This is a genomic window from Stenotrophomonas sp. FR024 (assembly GCF_047500745.2).
Lineage (GTDB): Bacteria > Pseudomonadota > Gammaproteobacteria > Xanthomonadales > Xanthomonadaceae > Stenotrophomonas > Stenotrophomonas maltophilia_A.
The window spans coordinates 14,910-35,853 of record NZ_JAXAXM020000030.1; the positions used below are offsets into that span (position 1 = coordinate 14,910).

At 66.7% G+C, this 20,944-nt stretch carries 21 protein-coding genes, 1 tRNA gene and 1 pseudogene; 9 read left to right on the forward strand and 14 right to left on the reverse strand.

Annotated features, from left to right (window positions below; translation table 11 throughout):
• Positions 1–367: 367 nt before the first annotated feature.
• From recQ to ACMZ91_RS20750, 5 genes are all read left to right on the forward strand, one after another.
• A complete protein-coding gene (gene recQ / locus ACMZ91_RS20730; protein WP_049463264.1) occupies positions 368–2,173 on the forward strand; it encodes a DNA helicase RecQ in 1,806 nt (601 codons plus the stop codon).
• 85 nt (positions 2,174–2,258) lie between these two features.
• Positions 2,259–2,642 (forward strand): CopL family metal-binding regulatory protein, encoded by a 384-nt coding sequence (locus ACMZ91_RS20735; protein ID WP_414577343.1) that lies wholly within the window; start codon positions 2,259–2,261, stop codon positions 2,640–2,642.
• Positions 2,643–2,717: 75 nt separating this feature from the next.
• On the forward strand, positions 2,718–4,529 hold the full coding sequence (locus tag ACMZ91_RS20740) for a copper resistance system multicopper oxidase (protein ID WP_414577340.1): 1,812 nt from the start codon (positions 2,718–2,720) through the stop codon (positions 4,527–4,529).
• Positions 4,526–5,551 carry a copper resistance protein B gene (locus tag ACMZ91_RS20745; RefSeq protein ID WP_149908699.1) on the forward strand — a complete coding sequence of 342 codons (1,026 nt, stop codon included), beginning with the start codon at positions 4,526–4,528 and terminating at the stop codon, positions 5,549–5,551. Before ACMZ91_RS20740 ends, ACMZ91_RS20745 begins: the two co-directional genes overlap by 4 nt.
• Before the next feature lie 81 nt (positions 5,552–5,632).
• Positions 5,633–6,145 carry a GNAT family N-acetyltransferase gene (locus tag ACMZ91_RS20750; protein WP_149908700.1) on the forward strand — a complete coding sequence of 171 codons (513 nt, stop codon included), beginning with the start codon at positions 5,633–5,635 and terminating at the stop codon, positions 6,143–6,145.
• A 112-nt stretch (positions 6,146–6,257) separates the two neighbouring features.
• On the opposite strand, the gene ACMZ91_RS20755 is transcribed toward ACMZ91_RS20750, so the two are convergent.
• Positions 6,258–6,584 (reverse strand): TFIIB-type zinc ribbon-containing protein, encoded by a 327-nt coding sequence (locus tag ACMZ91_RS20755; protein WP_277778882.1) that lies wholly within the window; start codon positions 6,582–6,584, stop codon positions 6,258–6,260.
• Positions 6,585–6,733: 149 nt separating this feature from the next.
• Between ACMZ91_RS20755 and ACMZ91_RS20760 the strand changes: the two genes are divergently transcribed.
• Together ACMZ91_RS20760 and ACMZ91_RS20765 are read left to right on the forward strand one after the other, a co-directional pair.
• Positions 6,734–7,501, forward strand: a complete 768-nt coding sequence (locus ACMZ91_RS20760) for a CPBP family glutamic-type intramembrane protease (protein ID WP_149908701.1) — start codon at positions 6,734–6,736, stop codon at positions 7,499–7,501.
• A gap of 94 nt (positions 7,502–7,595) precedes the next feature.
• A complete protein-coding gene (locus ACMZ91_RS20765) occupies positions 7,596–8,021 on the forward strand; it encodes a response regulator (RefSeq protein WP_049400506.1) in 426 nt (141 codons plus the stop codon).
• A gap of 108 nt (positions 8,022–8,129) precedes the next feature.
• On the opposite strand, the pseudogene ACMZ91_RS20770 reads toward ACMZ91_RS20765, so the two are convergent.
• A pseudogene (locus tag ACMZ91_RS20770) lies at positions 8,130–9,069 on the reverse strand (alpha/beta hydrolase).
• Positions 9,070–9,153: 84 nt separating this feature from the next.
• Complete coding sequence (locus ACMZ91_RS20775; RefSeq protein WP_049463257.1) at positions 9,154–10,005, reverse strand: alpha/beta hydrolase; 852 nt, start codon at positions 10,003–10,005, stop codon at positions 9,154–9,156.
• A 585-nt stretch (positions 10,006–10,590) separates the two neighbouring features.
• On the opposite strand from ACMZ91_RS20775, the gene ACMZ91_RS20780 reads away from it, so the two are divergent.
• Positions 10,591–10,908, forward strand: a complete 318-nt coding sequence (locus tag ACMZ91_RS20780) for a hypothetical protein (RefSeq protein WP_049463266.1) — start codon at positions 10,591–10,593, stop codon at positions 10,906–10,908.
• Between the two features lie 75 nt (positions 10,909–10,983).
• Here ACMZ91_RS20780 and ACMZ91_RS20785 read toward each other — a convergent pair.
• Positions 10,984–11,059, reverse strand: a tRNA-Lys gene (locus ACMZ91_RS20785).
• A 179-nt stretch (positions 11,060–11,238) separates the two neighbouring features.
• Here ACMZ91_RS20785 and ACMZ91_RS20790 point away from each other — a divergent pair.
• Complete coding sequence (locus tag ACMZ91_RS20790; RefSeq protein WP_414577338.1) at positions 11,239–12,195, forward strand: DUF2268 domain-containing putative Zn-dependent protease; 957 nt, start codon at positions 11,239–11,241, stop codon at positions 12,193–12,195.
• A gap of 74 nt (positions 12,196–12,269) precedes the next feature.
• On the opposite strand, the gene queC is transcribed toward ACMZ91_RS20790, so the two are convergent.
• From queC to ruvB, 10 genes are all read right to left on the reverse strand, one after another.
• Positions 12,270–12,935, reverse strand: coding sequence for a 7-cyano-7-deazaguanine synthase QueC (gene queC, locus ACMZ91_RS20795; RefSeq protein ID WP_126929637.1), 666 nt, complete (start codon positions 12,933–12,935; stop codon positions 12,270–12,272).
• Positions 12,936–13,013: 78 nt separating this feature from the next.
• Positions 13,014–13,715, reverse strand: a complete 702-nt coding sequence (gene queE, locus ACMZ91_RS20800) for a 7-carboxy-7-deazaguanine synthase QueE (RefSeq protein WP_049463254.1) — start codon at positions 13,713–13,715, stop codon at positions 13,014–13,016.
• Between the two features lie 237 nt (positions 13,716–13,952).
• On the reverse strand, positions 13,953–14,771 hold the full coding sequence (gene ybgF, locus ACMZ91_RS20805) for a tol-pal system protein YbgF (RefSeq protein ID WP_010481611.1): 819 nt from the start codon (positions 14,769–14,771) through the stop codon (positions 13,953–13,955).
• Between the two features lie 3 nt (positions 14,772–14,774).
• Positions 14,775–15,293 carry a peptidoglycan-associated lipoprotein Pal gene (gene pal, locus ACMZ91_RS20810; RefSeq protein ID WP_032128527.1) on the reverse strand — a complete coding sequence of 173 codons (519 nt, stop codon included), beginning with the start codon at positions 15,291–15,293 and terminating at the stop codon, positions 14,775–14,777.
• 64 nt (positions 15,294–15,357) lie between these two features.
• Positions 15,358–16,677, reverse strand: a complete 1,320-nt coding sequence (tolB, locus tag ACMZ91_RS20815; RefSeq protein WP_032128528.1) for a Tol-Pal system beta propeller repeat protein TolB — start codon at positions 16,675–16,677, stop codon at positions 15,358–15,360.
• Between the two features lie 284 nt (positions 16,678–16,961).
• Entirely contained in the window at positions 16,962–18,017 is a 1,056-nt protein-coding gene (tolA, locus tag ACMZ91_RS20820) for a cell envelope integrity protein TolA (protein WP_005410750.1), read from the reverse strand.
• Entirely contained in the window at positions 18,007–18,435 is a 429-nt protein-coding gene (gene tolR, locus ACMZ91_RS20825; protein WP_049400778.1) for a protein TolR, read from the reverse strand. The genes tolA and tolR overlap by 11 nt, the downstream gene beginning before the upstream one ends.
• A 24-nt stretch (positions 18,436–18,459) precedes the next feature.
• The gene (tolQ, locus tag ACMZ91_RS20830; RefSeq protein WP_006438802.1) at positions 18,460–19,239 is read right to left on the reverse strand and encodes a protein TolQ; all 780 of its coding nucleotides are present in this window, start codon (positions 19,237–19,239) and stop codon (positions 18,460–18,462) included.
• A gap of 10 nt (positions 19,240–19,249) precedes the next feature.
• Entirely contained in the window at positions 19,250–19,681 is a 432-nt protein-coding gene (gene ybgC / locus ACMZ91_RS20835; protein ID WP_010481597.1) for a tol-pal system-associated acyl-CoA thioesterase, read from the reverse strand.
• A complete protein-coding gene (gene ruvB / locus ACMZ91_RS20840; RefSeq protein ID WP_049463253.1) occupies positions 19,671–20,711 on the reverse strand; it encodes a Holliday junction branch migration DNA helicase RuvB in 1,041 nt (346 codons plus the stop codon). The genes ybgC and ruvB overlap by 11 nt, the downstream gene beginning before the upstream one ends.
• Positions 20,712–20,944: the final 233 nt, after the last annotated feature.

A 20,944-nucleotide genomic window follows, 5' to 3' on the forward strand; every position in this document is an offset into this window, starting at 1 on the left:
GGCCAGAGCCAGAGCAGAAGCTGGCTATCTGTGGGTTGGCGGGGTGGGGTCCGCTCTGGTAGGTGTCGACCTTGGTCGACACGGATGAATTCACTCGATATCTGAAAGATGTGTCGACCAAGGTCGACACCTACCAACAGCCGCGTGAACCTGTCGAGGGCGAGGCGGTGTCGGATTGCGGGGTGTCAGCCGCATGGATGCGGCTGCCAAGCCTACACGGACGTACTTGCGGCGTCCCCGCACTCCGACACCGCCCCACCAAACCACGAATCACCCCCAGAGCCGGCTGTTGCCTTTGACGTTGCTCTGGCTTGTAGCAGGTGCAGGGCGCAGCCCTGCCGAACCCCCGCCGGGGTAAACTAGCCGGATGGCTTCCCGTCCCGCGCACGACCTGCTTCAACGCGTCTTTGGTTACGACGATTTCCGTGGTCCCCAGCAGGACATCGTGGAGCATGTGGCTGCCGGTCATGATGCCCTGGTGCTGATGCCCACCGGCGGTGGCAAGTCGCTCTGCTACCAGGTGCCGGCCCTGCTGCGTGACGGTTGTGGCATCGTCATCTCGCCGCTGATCGCGCTGATGCAGGACCAGGTCGAAGCCCTGCGCCAGCTCGGCGTGCGTGCCGAGTACCTGAACTCGACCCTGGACGCCGAGACCGCCGGCCGCGTCGAGCGCGAACTGCTCGCGGGCGAGCTGGACATGCTCTATGTCGCTCCCGAGCGGCTGCTGACCGGTCGCTTCCTGTCGCTGTTGTCGCGCAGCCAGATCGCCCTGTTCGCCATCGACGAAGCACACTGCGTGTCGCAGTGGGGCCATGATTTCCGCCCCGAATACCGCCAGCTGACCGTGCTGCACGAGCGTTGGCCACAGATCCCGCGGATCGCGCTCACCGCCACCGCCGATCCGCCGACCCAGCGCGAGATCGCCGAGCGCCTCGATCTGCAGGAAGCACGCCACTTCGTCAGCTCCTTCGACCGCCCCAACATCCGCTATACCGTGGTGCAGAAGGACAACGCCCGCAAGCAGCTGACCGATTTCCTGCGCGGCCACCGCGGCGAGGCCGGCATCGTCTACTGCATGTCGCGGCGCAAGGTCGAAGAGACCGCCGAATTCCTCTGCGGCCAGGGCTTCAACGCCCTGCCCTACCATGCCGGCCTGCCACCGGAAGTACGCGCCAGCAACCAGCGCCGCTTCCTGCGCGAGGATGGCATCGTGATGTGCGCCACCATCGCCTTCGGAATGGGCATCGACAAGCCGGACGTGCGCTTCGTCGCGCATACCGACCTGCCCAAGTCGATGGAAGGCTACTACCAGGAAACCGGTCGCGCCGGCCGCGATGGCGAGGCCGCCGAGGCCTGGCTGTGCTACGGCCTGGGTGACGTGGTGCTGCTCAAGCAGATGATCGAGCAGTCCGAAGCCGGCGAAGAGCGCAAGCAGCTGGAGCGGTCCAAGCTGGACCATCTGTTGGGCTACTGCGAATCCATGCAGTGCCGCCGCCAGGTGCTGCTGGCCGGTTTCGGCGAGACCTATCCCCAGCCCTGCGGCAACTGCGACAACTGCCTGACGCCGCCGGCCTCGTGGGACGCGACCATTCCGGCGCAGAAGGCGCTGAGCTGTGTCTATCGCAGCGGCCAGCGCTTCGGCGTCGGTCACCTGATCGACGTCCTGCGCGGCAGCGAGAACGAAAAGGTGAAGCAGCAGGGCCACGACAAGCTCAGCACCTATGCGATCGGCCGTGACCTGGATGCACGCACCTGGCGCAGCGTGTTCCGCCAGCTGGTCGCCGCCAGCCTGCTGGAGGTGGACAGCGAGGGCCACGGTGGCCTGCGCCTGACCGATGCAAGCCGCGACGTGCTGACCGGCCGCCGCCAGATCAGCATGCGCCGCGACCCGGCCAGCAGCACCAGCGGGCGCGAGCGCAGCGCGCAGCGCACCGGCCTGTCGGTGCTGCCGCAGGATCTGGCGCTGTTCAACGCGCTGCGCGGCCTGCGTGCCGAACTGGCCCGCGAACAGAACGTGCCGGCCTTCGTGATCTTCCACGACAGCACTCTGCGCAACATCGCCGAACAGCGCCCGACCAGCCTGGACGAACTGGCCCGGGTCGGCGGCATCGGTGGCACCAAGCTGAGCCGCTACGGCCCGCGCCTGGTCGAGATCGTGCGCGAAGAAGGGTAGCGGCTCTACATTGGTGCTGGTCCAACCTTGAACCGGCCATTCAGCCGGAAGTGCATCCGCGCCCGCTTGCAGCTAGATTAGCGCCATGTCCCTGGCCTCGACCCTGCTCCGTGTCGTGTTCATGCTCAGCCTGTTGCTCAACGGGCTGAACGCGGCCATGGCCAGTGGTCACGAGGAAATGGGCCGGATGGCGCACGCCGTAGCCACTGCTGTTGACGGCGGCACCGCCGACTGCCACCACCACGCCGGCATGCAGGCCGACGAGGCTCCGCAGGCCAAGGCCCCCGCCCATGACGCTCATTGCCAGATCAAGGACTGCGTGCGCAGCTGTGCCCAGCACCCGCTGCTGGTAGTGCTGCCGTTGCCGGTCATGGCCGGCCCGGCATTGTCGCTGGCCCCGCAGCCGATGCCGGCTAATGGCCGCCCGGCGCCGCCGCTGCCGCCGATCTCGCGTCCTCCCATCGGCTGATTCCACACGCATCGTGCGCCCTGCGCACCGCAGCCGGCCGCCTGCCGGCGTCTTTACGTGTCTGGAGTCACCACCATGAATACCCGCATTCCCCCCGGTCCGGGCGCTGTGCCCATGCCGTCGCGCCGCCTGTTCGTGCAGGGCCTGGCCGCCGGCGGCGTGGTTGCCGGCATCGCCGCTGTCGGCGTGCCGCAGCGCGCGCTCGCCGCCGCCACGGCCGCCCCACGGCTGGCCGGCGCCCCCGCCGTGCTCAGCGACACCCGCATCGAACTGGCCATCGGCGAATCGCTGGCCAACTTCACCGGCCGCACCCGCCCGGCGATCACCGTCAACGGCTCGCTGCCGGCACCGATCCTGCGCTGGCGCGAAGGCCAGACCGTCGACCTGTTCGTGCGCAACACGCTGGAACGCCACCCGACCTCGATCCACTGGCACGGCATCCTGCTGCCCGCCAACATGGACGGCGTGCCCGGCCTGAGCTTCAACGGCATCGGCCCCGGCGAGACCTACCACTACCACTTCGAGCTGAAGCAGTCGGGCACCTACTGGTACCACAGCCACTCCATGTTCCAGGAGCAGGCTGGTCTGTACGGCGCGCTGATCATCGACCCGGCCGAACCGTCGCCGTACCACCACGACCGCGAGCACGTGATCATGCTGTCGGACTGGACCGACATGGACCCGGGCGCGCTGTTCCGCCGCATGAAGAAGCTGGCCGAGCACGACAACTACTACAAGCGCACCCTGCCCGACTTCCTGCGCGACGCGAAACGCGACGGCTGGTCGGCGGCGCTGTCCGACCGTGGCATGTGGGGCCGGATGCGGATGACGCCCACCGATATCTCCGATATCAACGCGCACACCTATACCTACCTGATGAACGGCACCGCCCCGGCCGGCAACTGGACCGGCCTGTTCCGCAGCGGCGAGAAGGTGCTGCTGCGCTTCATCAATGGCGGGTCGATGACCTACTTCGACGTACGCATTCCTGGCCTGAAGATGACCGTGGTCGCTGCCGACGGCCAGTACATCCACCCGGTGAGCATCGATGAGTTCCGCATCGCCCCGGCCGAAACCTACGATGTGATCGTCGAACCGAGCGGCCAGGACGCCTTCACCATCTTCTGCCAGGACATGGGCCGCACCGGCTACGCCGCCGGCACACTGGCGGTTCGCCATGGCCTGCAGGCACCGATTCCCGCGCGCGACCCACGTCCGTTGCTGACGATGAGCGACATGGGTCACGACATGGGCAGTGGTGGCCACGGCGGTCACGACATGGCCGCGATGAAGAGCATGGAAGGCGGCTGCGGCGCCAGCATGGGCCACGGCGCGCACGGCGGCGGCGATGCCGCCAGCAAGGCACCGAAGCACCCTGCCAGCGAACGCAACAACCCGCTGGTGGACATGCAGAGCTCGGCCTCCGAACCGAAGCTGGACGACCCCGGCATCGGCCTGCGCGATAACGGCCGCCAGGTGCTGACCTACGGCGCGATGCGCAGCCTGTTCGAAGACCCGGATGGCCGCGAGCCGAGCCGCGAGATCGAACTGCACCTGACCGGACACATGGAGAAGTTCTCCTGGTCGTTCGATGGCATCCCGTTTGCCAGCGCCGAACCACTGCGGCTGAACTACGGCGAGCGCATGCGCATCGTGCTGGTCAACGACACCATGATGCAGCACCCGATCCATCTGCACGGCGTGTGGAGCGATCTGGAAAACGCACAGGGCGAGTTCCAGCTGCGCAAGCACACCATCGACATGCCGCCGGGCACCCGCCGCAGCTATCGCGTGCGCGCCGATGCACTCGGCCGCTGGGCCTACCACTGCCATCTGCTGTACCACATGGAAGCGGGCATGATGCGCGAAGTGAGGATCGAAGAATGAGCCGCTCACTGCTTTCCCCCAGCCTGCTGGCCCTGGGCCTGGCCGCTGCATTTCCGGTGTTCGCGCAGTCGCACGCTGGTCACGACATGGCCGCGATGGATCCGCCCGCGAAGACCGTGAAGGCACCGGTCGAACCGGTCGATCATTCGAAGATGGATCATTCGAAGATGGATTCGGGCGCGATGGACCACTCAGCCATGGATCACTCGAAGATGGACCATGGCGCGAGGCAGCCGGCGACGATGGACCATTCCACGATGGATCATTCCACGATGGACCACGCCGCGATGGGCCACGGATCGCCTGCACCGACCGAACCGCGCGAACCCATCCCGGTGCCGACCGACGCCGACCGCGCCGCGGCCTTCCCGCCCATCGCCCACGGTGCGATGGAGCATGCGCCGGAGATCAACAGCCTGCTGCTGATCGACCGTCTGGAACATTGGGATGGCAAGAGCAGCAATGGTCAGGCCTGGGAGGCGACCGGTTGGATCGGCGGCAACATCAACCGCCTGTGGCTGCGCACCGATGGCGAACGCAGCCGTGGCCGCACGGAATCGTCGTCACTGGAAGCACTGTATGGCCGCAGCGTGTCGCCATGGTGGGACGTGCTGGTCGGCGTGCGCCAGGACTTCCGCCCGGCCGACTCGCGCACGTGGGCGGCGGTCGGCATCCAGGGCCTGGCGCCGTACAAGTTCGAGAGCTCGGCCACGCTGTACATGGGCTCCGGCGGCCAGGTGCTGGCCAAGGCCGAAGTCGAGTACGACGTGCTGCTGACCAACCGCCTGATCCTGCAGCCGCTGCTGGAAGCCACCGTCGCGGCCAAGGACGAGAAGGAGTACGGCATCGGTCGTGGCCTGAACAAGGTCGAAGCCGGGCTGCGACTGCGCTATGAGTTCAGCCGCCGCTTCGCGCCCTACATCGGCATCAGCCACGAACGCACGTTTGGTGACACCGCCGACTATGCCGGTGACCACGCGCGCGACACGCGCTGGGTGGCTGGCGTGCGCATGTGGTTCTGAGCAGCAGATCGTGAGCAATGGCCAGCCCCGGCAGCCGCCGGGGCCGGCTACACTGCGCCACGTTCCAATGCAGGCACCGCCATGTCGTTGCAGATCCGCCGCGCCACCCTTGCCGACGTCGACGCGCTGTCGGCCATCGCGATTGCCACCTACAACGAAACCTGGGGCGATTCCTATCCGCCGCAGGAGCTGCACGATTTCCTGCAGGCGCACTACAGCAGCGAGCCGCAGCGCATCGAACTGTCCGATCCACGCAGTGCCATCTGGCTGTTGATGGACGGTGACGCCGTGGTCGGCTATCTGGCCGCCGGTGCCAACACCCTGCCGCACACGGATGCACGCGACGGCGACATCGAACTGAAGCGGTTCTACATCCTGGCCGCACACCAGAACGACGGCCACGGTGCACGCCTGATGGACGCGTTCATGGCCTGGCTGGACCAGCCGCAGCGCCGCACCCTGTGGGTGGGCGTGTGGGAAGAGAATTTCGGTGCACAGCGCTTCTATGCGCGTTACGGCTGCAGCAAGGTTGGCGAGTACGACTTCATCGTCGGCGACACCCACGACCGCGAGTTCATCCTGCGGCGGCCGTGATCACGCGCTCCATATAGAGTCGAGCCATGCTCGACTGCACCTGATCCGTAGAGTCGAGCTTGCTCGACTATTGGTAACAAGAGCCAGTCGAGCAAGCTCGACTCTACAGCGCCTAGAAGTCGAACAGCTCCGACAGGAAGCTGTCCTTCTTCTTTTTCTTGTATCCGTGGCCCCGATTGTCCTCGTAGCGCTGGCCCAAGTGGCGGGTATCACGGTGCATCACCGGCGGCGGAGAGGATGCCGGATGCTGCTGTACAGGCGCGGGCGGCGGCACGGCCGCACCGGCACCGGCACCGGCACCGGCACCGGCACGCTCGATGATCTTGTCCAGTTCACCACGATCCAACCACACGCCCCGGCAGCCGGGGCAATAGTCGATCTCGATGCCATGGCGTTCGGCCATCTGCAGGGTCTGGGTCTTGCACACGGGGCACAGCATCGGCATTGCTCCTGTCGGTCCTGCATCGACTGTACCTGTGCGGTGATGACTGTGCGGCAACGCATGACCGATGGCACAGGGACTTCCGACGCGTGCCGATGCGGCGGCAGTCGCACACACTGGGCCCCTGTTCCGCAGGGAGTGCGTACATGACCGCGTTGTCCCGCCTGCCCACCGCCGCGCGCCTGCTGCTGGTCCTGCTGGGCGTTGGCCTGGGCCTGAACCTGCGCGATATCGCTGCGGCCGCAGGGACTCCGATTCCCGCCCTGCCCATACCCTACGGCGGCAGCCTGCTGGACAACGCGCTGGCGGTGCTGGTGGCACTACTGCTGGCCACGCTGCTGCGGCCCCGTGGCATGGGCCTGCTGGGCAGCCTCGGGCTGCGCGGGAATGGTTGGGGCGGCCCGATGTGGGTGTTACTGGCCAGCCTGCCGTGCTGGCTGGGCCTGGCGATGCTCGGCACCCCGAACACCGCGCTGACCGCGCTGGACGCCACCATGCTGGCCGTGCTGTTCCCACTGGCCGAGGAAGTGCTGTTCCGCGGCCTGGGCTTCGTGCTGCTGGTGAAGATCGTGCGTGGTCCGTGGCCGCTGCTCGCGCTGCCGCAGGCGCTGCTGTTCGGCATGGTGCACTGGCTGGGCTTCGGTGGGTTCGACGGTGGCGGCATCGCGCTGTTCGTCGGCGCGGTAATCGCCCTCGGCGGCTTCATCTTCGCCTGGCTCGACCACCTCGACGGTGACACCCTGTGGTGCGGCCTGGTCCTGCACGTTTCGATGAACCTGGCCTGGAATGTGTTCAGCCTTGATGACGCCGTCGCGCTCGGCTGGCAGGCCACCAGCCTGCGCATCGGCACGGCCCTGCTGGCGGTGCTGGTGCTGGCCTGGCACGTGCGCCGCCAGCGGCGCGGGCGACTGTAACGCCCACTTAGCTTGCCGTGCACGCCGGGCTCACTACCGGCTTGCGCATACTTGCGCGCCTTTCGCTCCCCCTGTTGTCCGGAGTTGCCGCGTCATGTTGCTGTCCAAGCGCTTTGTGGAACCACGCGTCCTGCTGATCGAGGACGCCGAGGAAACCCAGGAACTCAGTCGCCTCGCCCTGGAAAGCCAGGCCTGCCAGGTCACCGCTGTCAGCAGCGCCGAGGCCGCGCTGGGCCTGCTCAACGCCGGTGAACCGTTCGACCTGCTGTTCACCGACGTCTGCCTGGGCGGCATCAGCGGCATCGAAACCGCCAACCGCGTGCGTGAGCACCTGCCGCAGCTGCCGATCCTGGTCACCTCCGGCATGGACCAGCACCGCGTGCTGCCGCAGCTGCGCGCCGGCATCCACTTCCTGCCCAAGCCGTACAGCATGAGCGAACTGCTCGATGCCATCCGCCTTTGTTTCCGCCATGCAGCAGATGCCACCTTGATACCGCCGCCGCAGGCCAGCGCGGCCTGAGGCAATCATCCACGCCTGGCGTGGATCTACTGATTCCGTTTCTCTTCGGCATGGATCCGCGTCAACACCACCGGTAGATCCACGCCATGCGTGGATGCAGCCCCCCTATCAACCGCCGGTGTACGGCCCTTCACCCGGCATCACCTCCAGCAGTGCGCGAGTGATCACCCGCGGGTAGACCGTGAGATGGTCCTCGCCGTCAATCACCACGTTGTCCACCTTCAACTTGCGCCCCGTGCGCTTCAGCTGGGCAGTGAAGTCCGCGGCCTGCCTCAGCATGTCGTTGCCGGTGGAATAACGTGGCCCTGGCTTGTCCGTCTCGTAGCTACCCACCGACAGCAGCACGCGCGTAGGCTGAGCCGGAACCACAGCGGCATCCTGCATGCGCGGCAGCAGAAGCTGGTCGAACCACAGCGAAGGACTGGACAGGATGTAGGTGCTGAACATGTCCGGTTGTGTGGTCAGCACATAGGCGCCGAACAGCGCGCCATAGGAATGACCCGCGAACATGCGCCGGGCGGGATCGGTGCGATAACGCGCATCGACCATCGGCAGCACCTGTGTCGCCAGGAAATCACGGTAGTGCGCGGCACCGCCGTAGGTGACGTCATCACTGTAATAGCCATCGACCGTGCGCGCCGGATTGCTGGGCGTGTAGTCGCGCGAGCGGCTCTGCTTTGAAGTCAGGCCTTCCTGCGGCGGCAGACCGACCAGGATGAAATCCTCGATGTTGACGCCCTGCTGCCCCACCAGATTGCGCACGCTGCGCACCAGCGGGAAGCTGTACAGCGCATCGGTCACGTACAGCACCGGATAGTGCTTTTCCGGATGCGCCGCATAGTCGGCCGGCAGCGCCACCCAGATCGGATAGTCGCGGCCCACGGGGTCATGTATGCGCAACGCTTCCGTATCCGGCAGCACCACGCCTGGCGCAGCGGCTGCCGCGCCCTCCTTCACTTCACTCTGCGTTGCCCGGTGGTGCCACCGACATCGCACAGCCACTCACGGCCAGGCAGGCCGCCACACTCCATCCACGCACACGCTGCATCCACGCTCTCCCGTTGCGGGCGACGCCCTCAGGTGGCGCCGCTACCGCATCCTCACACGTCGTGCGGTGCAGTGCCACGCCGGATCAGGGCGACGCCGGCGGCGGTGCCGGGAACAGCGTGCGCAGCGCCTGCAAGGCGGCTGGGTGATAGATCGTGGCGTGGGTTTCCTCCGGCAGCGGCAGGTACTTCACCAGCGGCGACGGCGACGCCTGCTGCAGCAGCGTGGCCAACTGCGCGGCGGACGCAGCCAGCTCCGGCTGCCCACTGCTGGCCAGGAACACGCGCGGCTGCGCACGCGTCACCGCCGGCAACTGCTTGGCCGCAGCGGCCAACATCGTGCCCCGGTTCCACCACAGGCTGGGGTCCAGCGCGATGTAGCTGTTGAACAGTGTCGGCTCCTGCAGCAACGTCTCGACCACGAACAAGCCGGCCAGCGATTCACCGATCAGCGCGCGCTCGTCGGTGGTCGGGTAGCGTTGGCGCACCTGCGGCATCAGTTCATCGCGCAGGAAGCTGCGGTAGGCCGCTGAACCGCCGATGCGGGGCGCGATCTTCTGGTCTTGCGGGTCGCTGCTGGGGCCCGTCATGTCGCGGCGGCGCTCGGTGTTCTCGATGCCTACCAGCAGGAACGGACGCATGCTGCCGTTGCCGCTCAGCACCTGCACCAGCCCTGCCACATGCAGGAAGTCCTCGCCGATGCCGCCATCGGCCATGTACAGCACCGGCAATGGTGCCTTCGGGTCCAGGCCCCACGGCTGCGGGCGGTAGACATTGATGCGGCGGGTTTCGCCCAGCGCCTTCGATTCAATGGTGAAGGTCTCGCCGATGACCAGCGGGGTTGCGGCGGCGGCCTGTGCGGACGGCGCCGGCTCGGCGGCCATCAACGGCGCGGCGGAGACAGCGGACAACAACAGCGACAGCACGATCAAGCGCATGGAGCGGCCCATCCTGGGAAAGTGCCGAGCATAACGCCAAGGCCAAGGCGTCGGCCGATTCGGCATGCCTGCACGTATGCTATGGCGCTGCGCGATGCTTGAACTATATCGGGAAATGACTGCAATCGCGTTTGCTAGCATTCGTCGTTTCCTACAAGGAGTTGGGACATGGGGGGCTTCAGCATTTGGCACTGGATCATTCTTCTGGCGGTCGTCCTGATCCCGGTCGGCATCGCAGCCGTCATCGCAGCGATTGTCCTCAGGCGAAAGTAGATCCACGCCATGCGTGGATGCGCATTCTGGGGATGCCTCAAGCGCATCCGCGATGGCACGCGAGAAGCGTGCCGCCGTTGGCATGCTGACCGTGGCGGAAATGCTGCACGCCGCTGAGCGCTGCCGGTCGATGGCCACGCCCGACTGCCATCTGGATGAAGGGGGGGCGATGGGTTGTTCTTTGCCTGCCGCAGGCTGGCGGAATGGGTGTGCCGGGATATCCGGCCGGCGTACCCGCCGTTGTACCCAGAACCGGTCCATACTTGGGACGGGCTGGTCGCCAGTCCCTTCGAAACCTACAAGGAGGTTTGCATGTTGAGTGCCGTGCTCATCGCCGCGCTGGCCGCCAGCCCGGCCGCGCCCGTACCGTATGCCGATTGCCTGCTCGGCAACATCCAGCCCGGGCTGTCTGATCGTGCCGTGCAACTGGTGCAGGAGGCCTGTGCTGCAAAGCATCCGGAGAGCTTCGCCGCAGCAATGGAACTGGAACGCAGAACCAGTCTGCAGCGGCTCACCTATTTCGAGGCGGCAAGAGCGGAGGCGGCACGTTCTGCGAATGCGGCAGCAACGGCCGCACAGGAGGCTGCCGACGCGGCGGCGGCTAAAGCGAAGAATGCGCGGACGAAGTAGTTGACCTGGACGAGCGCCACAAAAAAGGCACCGCATTGCGGTGCCTTTCTGAATGACCTGGGTCATTGGATGCAATGGTGGGCCGTGAAGGATTCGAACCTTCGACCAAAAGATTAAAAGTCTTCTGCTCTACCGACTGAGCTAACGGCCCATTGCACTGCCCCAGCCTTTCGGCGGGGTGGGCATTCTACCCTACTTTGCCGGGCCGGGTGAAACCCTGGTGCGTCGAGGTTGCCGGCCAGCGGCCGGCACTACCCCGATCTGGGCCGCCGGCTTAAACCTTCCGGGCCTCCGTCGCATCCCATCTGTGATCCTTCCCCGGAGCCACGGATGCGCCTGCCCTTCTGCCTCATTGCCGCCCTGCTTGTGCCCTGCGCAGCACTGGCCGCCCCGCCCCAGGTCGTCACTGATGATATCGGCCGCTTCTGGGCTACCTATGACGCCGTGCGCACCGAGCCCGACGTTGAACGCCAGGTCGCATTGGTGCAGGAGCGCTACATCGATCCAGGCAGCCCCGGCCTGCATGCGCTGATGCAGGTGCGCAACTACACCGCCCGCGAATACGCCACGGCCATGCGTACGTGGCCGCGCTTCTGGACGTCGGTACGGCCATTGACCGCCAACGCGCAGCAGGCCAGCGCCACACTGGAACGGGACCTGACTGCCTTCCGTACGCTCTACCCCGCCCTGCGCCCTGCCACCATCACCTATGCGGTCGGTGTTCTGCGTACCGGCGGCACGACGCTGGGTGACAAGGTGCTGATCGGAGCGGAGATGGCGCTGGGCGATGAGCGCGTGGACGTGAGCGAGCTGCCGGAGCCGATGCGCAGCCGCCTGCGGATCTTCTACGACAGCCGTCCGGGGGCGAACAACGCGCAGAACAACCTGCACGAGTACGTGCATACGCAGCAGCGCGAGACCACCGGCAGCCTGGCCCAGTACGCGGTGCGCGAGGGTGTGGCCGAGTATGTGGCGGAGCGACTGAGTGGGCGCCGGCCGGCATTATCCTTCTACGACTACGGCGCAACACACGAAGCGGAAATCCGCACACGCTTCATTGCTGAGATGAACGGGGAAAATCTCGACAACTGGCTCTACAACAGCGCCCGCAATCCGTTCGGGGTGAGTGATGTGGGCTATTACGCCGGGTATCGCATCGCGCAGGGGTACATGCGACAACAGGCTGATGAGAAGGCGGGGATCGCGCGGATGATCGAACTGGACTATGCCGATCCGGAGGCGGTGCGGGCGTTTATTGACGCGTCGGGGTGGTTGCAGCAGCGGTAGCGCCGGGCCGTGCCCGGCGCACGGTGCCAACCAAGGTTGGCACCCACCATTGGGGCCATCAGCCCCCCGTTACCTCAGGCGTACAGCGTGGGGTCGGGCACGCCGGCTTCGGCAAAGCCCTGCGCGCGCAGGCGGCAGGCATCGCAGTGGCCGCAGGCGGCGCCGTTGGCGTCGGCGTTGTAGCAGGACACGGTCAGGCCGAAGTCCACGCCCAGGCGCACGCCTTCGCTGACGATCTGGCCCTTGCTGAGGAACTGCAGCGGTGCGTGCACCTTGATGCCCGCGCCTTCCACGCCCGACTTGGTGGCCAGGTTGGCCAGCGCCTGGAACGCGGCCACGAACTCGGGACGGCAGTCCGGGTAGCCGGAGTAGTCCACGGCGTTGACGCCGCAGAAGATGTCGTTGGCGCCGAGCACTTCGGCCCAGCCCAACGCCAGCGACAGCATGATGGTGTTGCGCGCCGGCACGTAGGTCACTGGAATGCCGGCACCGCCGGCCTCGGGCACGTCGATGTCGTCGGTCAACGCCGAGCCGCCGATGCTGCGCAGGTCCACGTCCACGGTCTTGTGCGCGATAACGCCCTGGGCCTTGGCCACGCGGGCGGCGGCATCCAGTTCGGAGGTGTGGCGCTGGCCGTAGCGCACGCTCAGGGCATGCACGGCGAAGCCCTGTTCCTGGGCCATGGCGATGACGGCGGCTGAATCCATGCCGCCGGAGAGAAGCACGACTGCCTTCTTCATGGGTAAAACATCCGGTTGGGAGGGGAAAGCCAGCACGCTGTCCCGCGCCGGAGCTACATCAGGGAACGCTGCCTGGGCTCATCGGCCCGGCTCGTCGTTCCACAGGATTTTATGCAACTGCATCTGGAAGCGCACCGGCAGCCGGTCCTCGACGATCCAGTCGGCCAGCTGGCGCGCGGTGATCTCACCCTTGCTCGGCGAGAAGAACACGGTGCAACGCTTCACCAGATCGTGCTCGGCCAACAGGGACTTGGCCCAGTCGTAATCCTCGCGGCTGCAGATGACGAACTTGATCTGGTCGCGGGCGGTCAGCAACGGCAGGTTGTCCCAGCGGTTGCGCGCCACTTCGGCCGACCCCGGGGTCTTGATGTCGACCACGCGCGATACCCGGGGGTCCACGGCGCTGACATCCAGCGCACCGGAGGTTTCCAGCGAGACATCCATGCCGGCGTCGCACAGCTTCTGCAGCAGTACCAGGCAGCGCTTCTGTGCCAGCGGCTCGCCACCGGTCACGCAGACGTGGCGCACGCCCTGGGCCAGCACCTCGGCCACGATGTCGTCGATGTCCCACCAGGTGCCGCCATGGAAGGCATAGGCGGTGTCGCAGTACTGGCAACGCAGCGGGCAGCCGGTCAGGCGCACGAACACGGTCGGCCAGCCGGCGGTATCGGCTTCGCCCTGCAGCGAGGTGAAGATCTCGGTGATCTTCAGGCGTGGCAGGGGCGACTGCACGATCTCACTGGGCGTGGCGGCGGCGCTGGACGAGGTAACGGCGGTCATGGCGAGGACTTCTTGGTGGGACACGTGGCGGGTGGGCTACCGTGGCCGGTAACGAAAGCAGCCGAGCATGGCTCGGCTCTACAACTGCAGCCGGTCGGGTGTGGCCCAGCCGGTAATGCAAGCCGCCGGGCGTGGCCCGGCGCTACCGGATCCGGGCGGGTTTGCCGGTCCGGAAACGAAAGCAGCCGAGCGTGGGCTCGGCTCTACAGGACACGTATTGTACGCCCGGTCAGCGGATCAGCGGATCTGCTTGCCGAGGCGGATCGACTGCAGGCGGTCCTGCGCGGTGCGCGCGGCGTCCGAGCCAGGGTACTGCGCCACGACGGTCTCCAGCGTCTGCTGGGCCTGGTCGACCTTGCCCTCGCCATACTGCGAGAGGCCGACCTTGAGCAGGCCGCCAGCGGCCTTGTCGTGGGTCGGATAGCGCGAGAGCAGTTCACGGAACTGGGTCTCGGCCATCGGGAAATTGCGGGTGGCGTAGTAGCTCTCGCCCAGCCAGTACAGCGCGTTCGGCGCGTAGACGCCGTTCGGGTACAGCTGCAGGAAGCTCAGGAACAGCTGCGCCGAATCATCGTACTTGCCGGCCTTCAGCGAATCGAAGGCGACGTTGTAGGAGGTGCGCTCGTCGCCGGTGGCGGCAAGGCTGCCGGCATCACCATGGACGGAAGGCGGCCGCTCGGAAGTGGCCGCCGCTGCGGGTTTTGCCGGGGCCGGGGCGGCCTTCGGCGCGCTCGCCGGAACGGGCGGCAGGGCCGGGGCGGCATTGCCCCCTTCCAACCGGTTCAGGCGGCTGTCCAGATCCAGGTACTGGTCCTGGGCGGACTGCTTGAGCTGGGCGTTGTCGTGCTGCAACTGCTCGATCGAGGCCTGCAGGCTGGTGACCTGCTGCCGCAGCTGATTGATCTGGTTCAACAGGTCCTGGTTGGCACTGTTGTTGTACATCTGCTGCTCGATCGCGCCAACGCGGTCGGCCAGGCTCTGTCGCTGTGCATGCGCCGGTGCGGCAGCCACGAGGGCTGCCGCAACGACCAGCATCAGTTTGATGCCAATACGCATGGATTACTGCGCGGTGTAGACGATTTCGACGCGACGGTTCTGCGACCAGCAGGACTCGTTCGACTCGGTGCAGACCGGACGCTCTTCACCGTAGGACACGACGGTCAGCTGCGAAGCCGAGCCACCGTTGGCCTGCAGGGCCGAGTTGACGCCGTTGCCACGACGCTCGCCCAGGGCCTGGTTGTACGCGCGCGAACCGCGCTCGTCGGTGTGGCCCTGCAGGGTGATGCGCGAGGACGGACGGTCACGCAGGTACTTGGCGTGGCACGCCATGATGGCCTGGAATTCCGGCTTCACGTCTTCCTTGTCCAGGTCGAAGTAGACAACGCGCTGGCGCAGGCAAGCGTCGGTGTCCAGGTCGCCCGGGCCGTACAGGCCGGAGGTCGACGGAGCGGTCGGGGTGGTGGTCGAGGTGCCGGTGTCAACCGGGGCTGCCGGCTCTTCCTTCACCTTCTTCGAGCAACCGGCCAGGACGGCCACAGACAGCAGGGAAACAAGCAGAACGCGGGTGGACTTGTTCATGGCGATACCTTTGTGGCTCCTAGGCCGATGAGGGGTTCAAGACAGCGAAAATATTAACACTCTTTTAGCGCTGGGTACGGTATGGGGACCATGCCGGTTCGCGCACATCTCCGTCAGCCAGAACCAACCGCTGGCGCACGCGCGCATCGGCAGAAACGGCGTACAGCACACCACGGCCACCCTCGCGGGCGGCGTACAACACCATGCTTGCGTTGGGCGCAAAGCTCGGAGATTCATCCAGCGAACCCGGGGACAGCGTGCTCCAGCGGGGCGAACCCAGCGAGCTGTCCATCATCGCGATCTTGTAGCTGTTGCCCGAGCCCTGGGCGACGGCGATCTTCTTGCCATCGTAGGACACCGAGGGCTTGGCATTGTAGTTGCCCTGGAAGGTCACGCGCTCGGCGCTGCCGCCGCCCGCACCGACCTTGTAGACCTGCGGACGGCCGCCGCGGTCGGAGGTGAAGTACACCGCGCTGCCGTCCGGTGCCCAGGTCGGCTCGGTATCGATGGCGAAGTGGTTGGTCAGCTGGGTCAGCTGCTTGCTGCCCAGGTCCATCACGTAGATTTCCGGGTTACCCGAGCGCGACAGGGTCAGGGCCAGCTTGCGGCCGTCCGGCGAGAACGCCGGGGCGCTGTTGATGCCACGGAAGCTGGTGACCAGCTCGCGCGCGCCGGTGCCGATGTTCTGGATGTAGATCGCCGAATTGCCACGCTCGAAGCTGACGTAGGCCAGCTTGCTGCCATCCGGGCTCCACGACGGCGACAGCAGCGGCTCGGCCGAACGCACGATGGTCTGCGGGTTGTAGCCATCGGAGTCGGCCACCATCAGCGCGTAGCGCATGGCGTCGCCCTTGCCGCTGGCGGTCACGTAGGCGATGCGGGTCCAGAAGGCGCCACGGACACCGGTGATCTTCTCGTAGATGGCATCGGCCATCTGGTGGGCGACGTCACGCATGGCGTTGCCACGGGCGGTCATCGCCAGGCCCAGCAGGCGCTCGCCCTTCGGTACGTCGAACAGTTCGTACTCGACACGGTAGGCGCCGGCACCGGCGTCGAGCACGCGGCCGACCACGATGTAGTTCTGCTTCAGCGCGCGCCAGGTGGCGAACTGGATGTCGCCGCCCCGCACGGGCTTTTCGACGATCTGTGCTTCCGGCAGCGTGCGGAACTGGCCCGAACGCTCGAGGTCGGCGCGGACCACGCCGGCGACGTCGGTCTGCGGTGCAGCCGCCGAACCCTGGTAGGGCATCGGCACGATGGTGATCGGCAGCGCGGAGGCATTGCCGCCGATGATGTCGATATCCAGCCCCTTCTGCTGCGCGACGGCAGCAAAGGGCAGCAACAGGGCCGCAAACACGGCAAGCCAGCGAGGCATCTTTTTCATGGAGCGCTCAATAGGGGGAAACCGGAACGAGGGATAACAAAGCGGGAGTGAACCGCTTCGCAATCATGAACCAAGGGTACGTGAATTCCGGGTCAGTTCCAGCCCGTCCTCTCACGCACCGTTAACGTCGTGGCTAACATCGCACCGCCTGCCCCGGCCACACCGCCCCGCAGGGTGGTATTCCACAGCAGCCCCCAGCCTGCCCGGCTGAAACCGGGCCCGCCAGAGGCAAGCGCGACATCCGTGGGCGCAGGTGACCCGAGAGCCACCTTGCCCTGCCCGCCTCAGCGATCCTGGGCAGTAAAGGTGAAGTTGAGCGTGCGTGCGAACACAGACTCGAAGCCGCGGTACGGCAGCGGCTGCGCGTTGAGCACGGCGGCCTCGATCGAACGCTTGCCGGCCTCGTCGTACGGGCAGTTCGGGCTGACCTTGGCCTGCATCACCGTGCCCCCCGGAATCTGGGTGATGGTGATCTGGCAACGCTGGCCGAGCGGCACCGTATCCGGGCGCACCCACTGCGACAGCACCTTGGCCTGGATCGCGGCCGCGTACTTGGCAGAAAGATCATCGCTGTTGCCACCGCCACCGGCGGCCGGCTGGGAGGCACCGCTGGAACCGGCAGCGGCACTGCCGGCAGCATTGCGCGCGGCTGCCACCTGGCGCAGCTTCTGCTCGGCCAGCTTGGCTTCCTTCTCGGCCTGCTCGCGGCGGGCACGGATCTCGGCGATCTTCTTCTGCTTCTCGGCCTCGGCCTTGTCAGCCGCCACGCGCTCCTGCTCGGCCTGCTTCTTCTTTTCGTCCGCTTCCTGCTGCTTGGCCAGGCGCAGCTTCTGTTCCGCTTCTTCCTGGCGCTTGCGTTCGGTCAGGTCGATCTGTTCCTGGCGGCGCTTGGCTTCCTGTTCCTGCTTGGCCTTCTCCTGCGAGATGGCCAGCGCGCTCACCGCTTCCTGGTCCTTGGTGTCCGGCTGCGCGACACGCTCCTGCGCCTGTTGCTGCTGCGGCGTGGGGGCGTCCTGCGGGCGCGGCTCGGGAATCGGCTGCGGCGGCGGGATGGTGTCTTCCGGCACCGGGATCGGCTCGGCCACCGGCGGCGGCAGGTCTTCCAGCTTTTCCGACTGGCGCAGGGCCTGGCGTGCGGCGGAGGCCTCGGACGCGGACAGCGCCAGGCTGGCCTCGACCGAGGGGTCGCCGGCGGCGGCATCGGTGTTGCGCTCGGGCGACCAGAACCAGGCCACGATGAACACCAGCGCGACCAGCAGGTGCACCAGCAACGCCAGCGCCAGGGGCAGGCCCCAGCCGGGTTCGCGCTGATGCGGGGGTGGCAGGGCGTCAGCGTGCATCGGTGGCCAGGCCTACCTTGTCTACCTTGGCGCGCTTGATCACATCCATTGCAGCAATGACCTTTTCATAGGCCACGGCGCGGTCGGCGGCGACGATCACGCGCACGCCCTTGTCCTGGGCGGCGATGCCGGCCAGACGGCCTTCCAGTTCCTCGGCCGACACGGCGGTCGGGTCCTTGGCGTCGGGCAGCTTCAGGCTGAGCTGGCCGTCCTGGCGCACCGAGACGATCACCGGATCCTGCTTGCTCTCCAGCGCCTTGGCGTTGGACTGCGGCAGGTCGACGTCGAAGCTCAGGGTGAGCAGCGGTGCGGTGACCATGAAGATGATCAGCAGCACCAGCATGACGTCGATGTAGGGAACGACGTTGATTTCCGATTTCAGCTTGCGGCGCTTGCGGCGACCGATGGCAGCGGACATGGCTTGGACTCCCGGGTCAGGCACTTACTCGTCGCCAGCGCTCTGGCGCTGCAGGATGGAGCTGAACTCTTCGGCGAAGGTCTCGAACCGCACCGACATGCGCTCCACGCGCGTGGTGAAGCGGTTGTAGGCCCACACCGCCGGGATCGCCACGAACAGGCCGATGGCGGTGGCGAACAGTGCCTCGGAGATGCCCGGCGCGACGGCGGCGATGCCGGCCTGCGCACCGCTGCTGATCATGTCGTGCATGGTCACCATGATGCCGAACACGGTACCGACCAGGCCCACGTAAGGCGCGGTCGAGCCGATGTTGGCCAGCAGTTCCAGGTTGCGCTCAAGCTGGTCCACTTCGCGGGTGTAAGTGGTGCGCATGGCACGCTGTGCGCCTTCCAGCTGGGCACGACCGTCCAGGCGGCGCTTGTCGCGCAGGCGGGTGTACTCGCGGAAGCCGGCTTCGAAGATGGCTTCCAGGCCGCCGACATTGCGGCTGCGGTCGGTGGCCGAGCTGTACAGCTTGCCCAGGTCCGCACCGGACCAGAAGCGGTTCTCGAACTCGTCGGCTTCGCGGGTGGCCTGCTTGAACACGCGGGCCTTGCGGAAAATGATCACCCAGCTGACGAACGAGCCGACCAGCAGCAGCAGCACGATGATCTTCACCGGCAGGCTGGCCTTGGCCATCAGTTCGAGGTAGTTGATGCCGCCGCCAGTGGTGGCCTGGGCAAGGGTCTGTGTCGCGGCATTGCTGACGTCGGCCGGCAGTGCCTCGGTGACCGTGGCCTGCAGGGCCAGGAGCGTTGCGATCATCCGTTGTTCCTCAGTGTTCGGATTCGGGGTGGAGGTGGGGTTGCAGCACGGCAAGGACGGCCTCGTCCATGCCACGCGGGCGGAAACTGGCTGCTTCCAGTGCGGCGATGCGGACCTGCGCCGACAGCAGCAGCTCGCCGTCGCGCAGGATCTGCTGGTCGAAGACCATGCTGGCCTTCTTCAGCTGGACCAGGCGGGCACTCACCTGCAGGGTGTCATCCAGCCGTGCCGGCCTGATGAAATCCATCTGCATCGAGCGCACCGCGAAGACCATCCCGTGCTCGGCGCGCATGCGCTCCTGGCCGTAGCCCAGCGCACGCATCCATTCGGTCCGGGCCCGTTCCATGAAGGCCACGTAGCGGGCGTGGTAGACCACGCCACCTGCGTCGGTATCTTCCCAGTAAATGCGTGTCGGCCAACTGAATCGGGGCTCAACCGACATCGGGAACCTCCGCGAACAGGTCCTGCGGCGGGTTCTTCGGCTTCAGGCCCATGTGCCGGTAGGCCTTGTGGGTGGCCATGCGGCCACGCGCGGTGCGCACCAGGAAGCCCTGCTGGATCAGGTACGGCTCGACCACGTCTTCCAGCGTGCCGCGCTCTTCAGACAGCGCCGCCGCCAGCGATTCGATGCCGACCGGACCGCCGTCGAAGTAGTCGACCATGGTCTTGAGCAGGCGCCGGTCAAGCTCGTCGAAGCCCTCCGGGTCGACCTTGAGCATCTTCATCGCGGCCTGGGCCACGGCCTCGTCGATGTGGCCGCCGGCCTTCACCTGCGCATAGTCGCGCACGCGGCGCAGCAGGCGGTTGGCGATACGCGGGGTACCACGCGCGCGGCGTGCGATCTCGCCGGCGCCATCGGCGGTGCAGTCGATGGCCAGGATGGCCGCCGAGCGGCGCACGATCCGGGTCAGCTCCTCGATACTGTAGAACTCCAGGCGCTGGACGATGCCGAAGCGGTCGCGCAACGGCGCGGTCAGAAGGCCAGCACGGGTGGTGGCACCGATCAGGGTGAACGGCGGCAGGTCGATCTTGATCGAGCGGGCGGCGGGGCCCTCGCCGATCATGATGTCGATCTGGAAATCTTCCATCGCCGGGTACAGCACTTCCTCCACCACCGGCGACAGGCGATGGATCTCGTCGATGAACAGCACATCGTGCGGCTGCAGGTTGGTCAGCAGCGCGGCGAGGTCGCCGGCCTTCTCGATCACCGGGCCGGAGGTGACCCGCAGGGCCACGCCCAGCTCGTTGGCGATGACATGGCTGAGGGTGGTCTTGCCCAGGCCGGGCGGCCCGAAGATCAGCACGTGGTCGAGCGCGTCGCCGCGCCCCTTGGCCGCCTGGATGTAGATCTCCATCTGCTCGCGCACCGGCACCTGGCCGAGGTAGTCGGCAAGGCGCTTGGGGCGGATGCTGGCGTCGGCGGCGTCATCCTCGCGGGTGGCGCCGGCGCCGATGATGCGGTCGTCGGTCATGTGCTGATTATGCGGCAAAAGCGCGGGTTTCGGCCGGGCTGCGCCCGGCACCCGCAGAGGCAACGGCAACGGCAGCATCCAGAGCAACAGCCGAAGCGGGCTTCCTGGGGAATGGCGGGGTGGGTCCGCTTGCGGGGGACGCTGCAAGTACCCCTCCGGGGCCCGGCCCAGCCGCTGGCGGCTGTGCGTTCGGGCGCTTGCGAAGCAGTGCTTCGCAAGCAAAGCGCCCTCAC

What these genes read in the sequence shown, in the direction of transcription:
- ybgF (WP_010481611.1), bottom strand. Translation starts at nt 14,771, where the DNA reads ATGCGTATTGGCATCAAACTGATGCTGGTCGTTGCGGCAGCCCTCGTG.
- recQ (WP_049463264.1), top strand. Translation starts at nt 368, where the DNA reads ATGGCTTCCCGTCCCGCGCACGACCTGCTTCAACGCGTCTTTGGTTAC.
- pal (WP_032128527.1), bottom strand. Translation starts at nt 15,293, where the DNA reads ATGAACAAGTCCACCCGCGTTCTGCTTGTTTCCCTGCTGTCTGTGGCC.
- ybgC (WP_010481597.1), bottom strand. Translation starts at nt 19,681, where the DNA reads ATGTCGGTTGAGCCCCGATTCAGTTGGCCGACACGCATTTACTGGGAA.
- ACMZ91_RS20735 (WP_414577343.1), top strand. Translation starts at nt 2,259, where the DNA reads ATGTCCCTGGCCTCGACCCTGCTCCGTGTCGTGTTCATGCTCAGCCTG.
- ACMZ91_RS20755 (WP_277778882.1), bottom strand. Translation starts at nt 6,584, where the DNA reads ATGCTGTGCCCCGTGTGCAAGACCCAGACCCTGCAGATGGCCGAACGC.
- tolQ (WP_006438802.1), bottom strand. Translation starts at nt 19,239, where the DNA reads ATGATCGCAACGCTCCTGGCCCTGCAGGCCACGGTCACCGAGGCACTG.
- queE (WP_049463254.1), bottom strand. Translation starts at nt 13,715, where the DNA reads ATGACCGCCGTTACCTCGTCCAGCGCCGCCGCCACGCCCAGTGAGATC.
- ruvB (WP_049463253.1), bottom strand. Translation starts at nt 20,711, where the DNA reads ATGACCGACGACCGCATCATCGGCGCCGGCGCCACCCGCGAGGATGAC.
- ACMZ91_RS20765 (WP_049400506.1), top strand. Translation starts at nt 7,596, where the DNA reads ATGTTGCTGTCCAAGCGCTTTGTGGAACCACGCGTCCTGCTGATCGAG.
- ACMZ91_RS20790 (WP_414577338.1), top strand. Translation starts at nt 11,239, where the DNA reads ATGCGCCTGCCCTTCTGCCTCATTGCCGCCCTGCTTGTGCCCTGCGCA.
- tolB (WP_032128528.1), bottom strand. Translation starts at nt 16,677, where the DNA reads ATGAAAAAGATGCCTCGCTGGCTTGCCGTGTTTGCGGCCCTGTTGCTG.
- ACMZ91_RS20740 (WP_414577340.1), top strand. Translation starts at nt 2,718, where the DNA reads ATGAATACCCGCATTCCCCCCGGTCCGGGCGCTGTGCCCATGCCGTCG.
- ACMZ91_RS20745 (WP_149908699.1), top strand. Translation starts at nt 4,526, where the DNA reads ATGAGCCGCTCACTGCTTTCCCCCAGCCTGCTGGCCCTGGGCCTGGCC.
- queC (WP_126929637.1), bottom strand. Translation starts at nt 12,935, where the DNA reads ATGAAGAAGGCAGTCGTGCTTCTCTCCGGCGGCATGGATTCAGCCGCC.
- ACMZ91_RS20760 (WP_149908701.1), top strand. Translation starts at nt 6,734, where the DNA reads ATGACCGCGTTGTCCCGCCTGCCCACCGCCGCGCGCCTGCTGCTGGTC.
- tolR (WP_049400778.1), bottom strand. Translation starts at nt 18,435, where the DNA reads ATGTCCGCTGCCATCGGTCGCCGCAAGCGCCGCAAGCTGAAATCGGAA.
- ACMZ91_RS20775 (WP_049463257.1), bottom strand. Translation starts at nt 10,005, where the DNA reads ATGCGCTTGATCGTGCTGTCGCTGTTGTTGTCCGCTGTCTCCGCCGCG.
- tolA (WP_005410750.1), bottom strand. Translation starts at nt 18,017, where the DNA reads ATGCACGCTGACGCCCTGCCACCCCCGCATCAGCGCGAACCCGGCTGG.
- ACMZ91_RS20780 (WP_049463266.1), top strand. Translation starts at nt 10,591, where the DNA reads ATGTTGAGTGCCGTGCTCATCGCCGCGCTGGCCGCCAGCCCGGCCGCG.
- ACMZ91_RS20750 (WP_149908700.1), top strand. Translation starts at nt 5,633, where the DNA reads ATGTCGTTGCAGATCCGCCGCGCCACCCTTGCCGACGTCGACGCGCTG.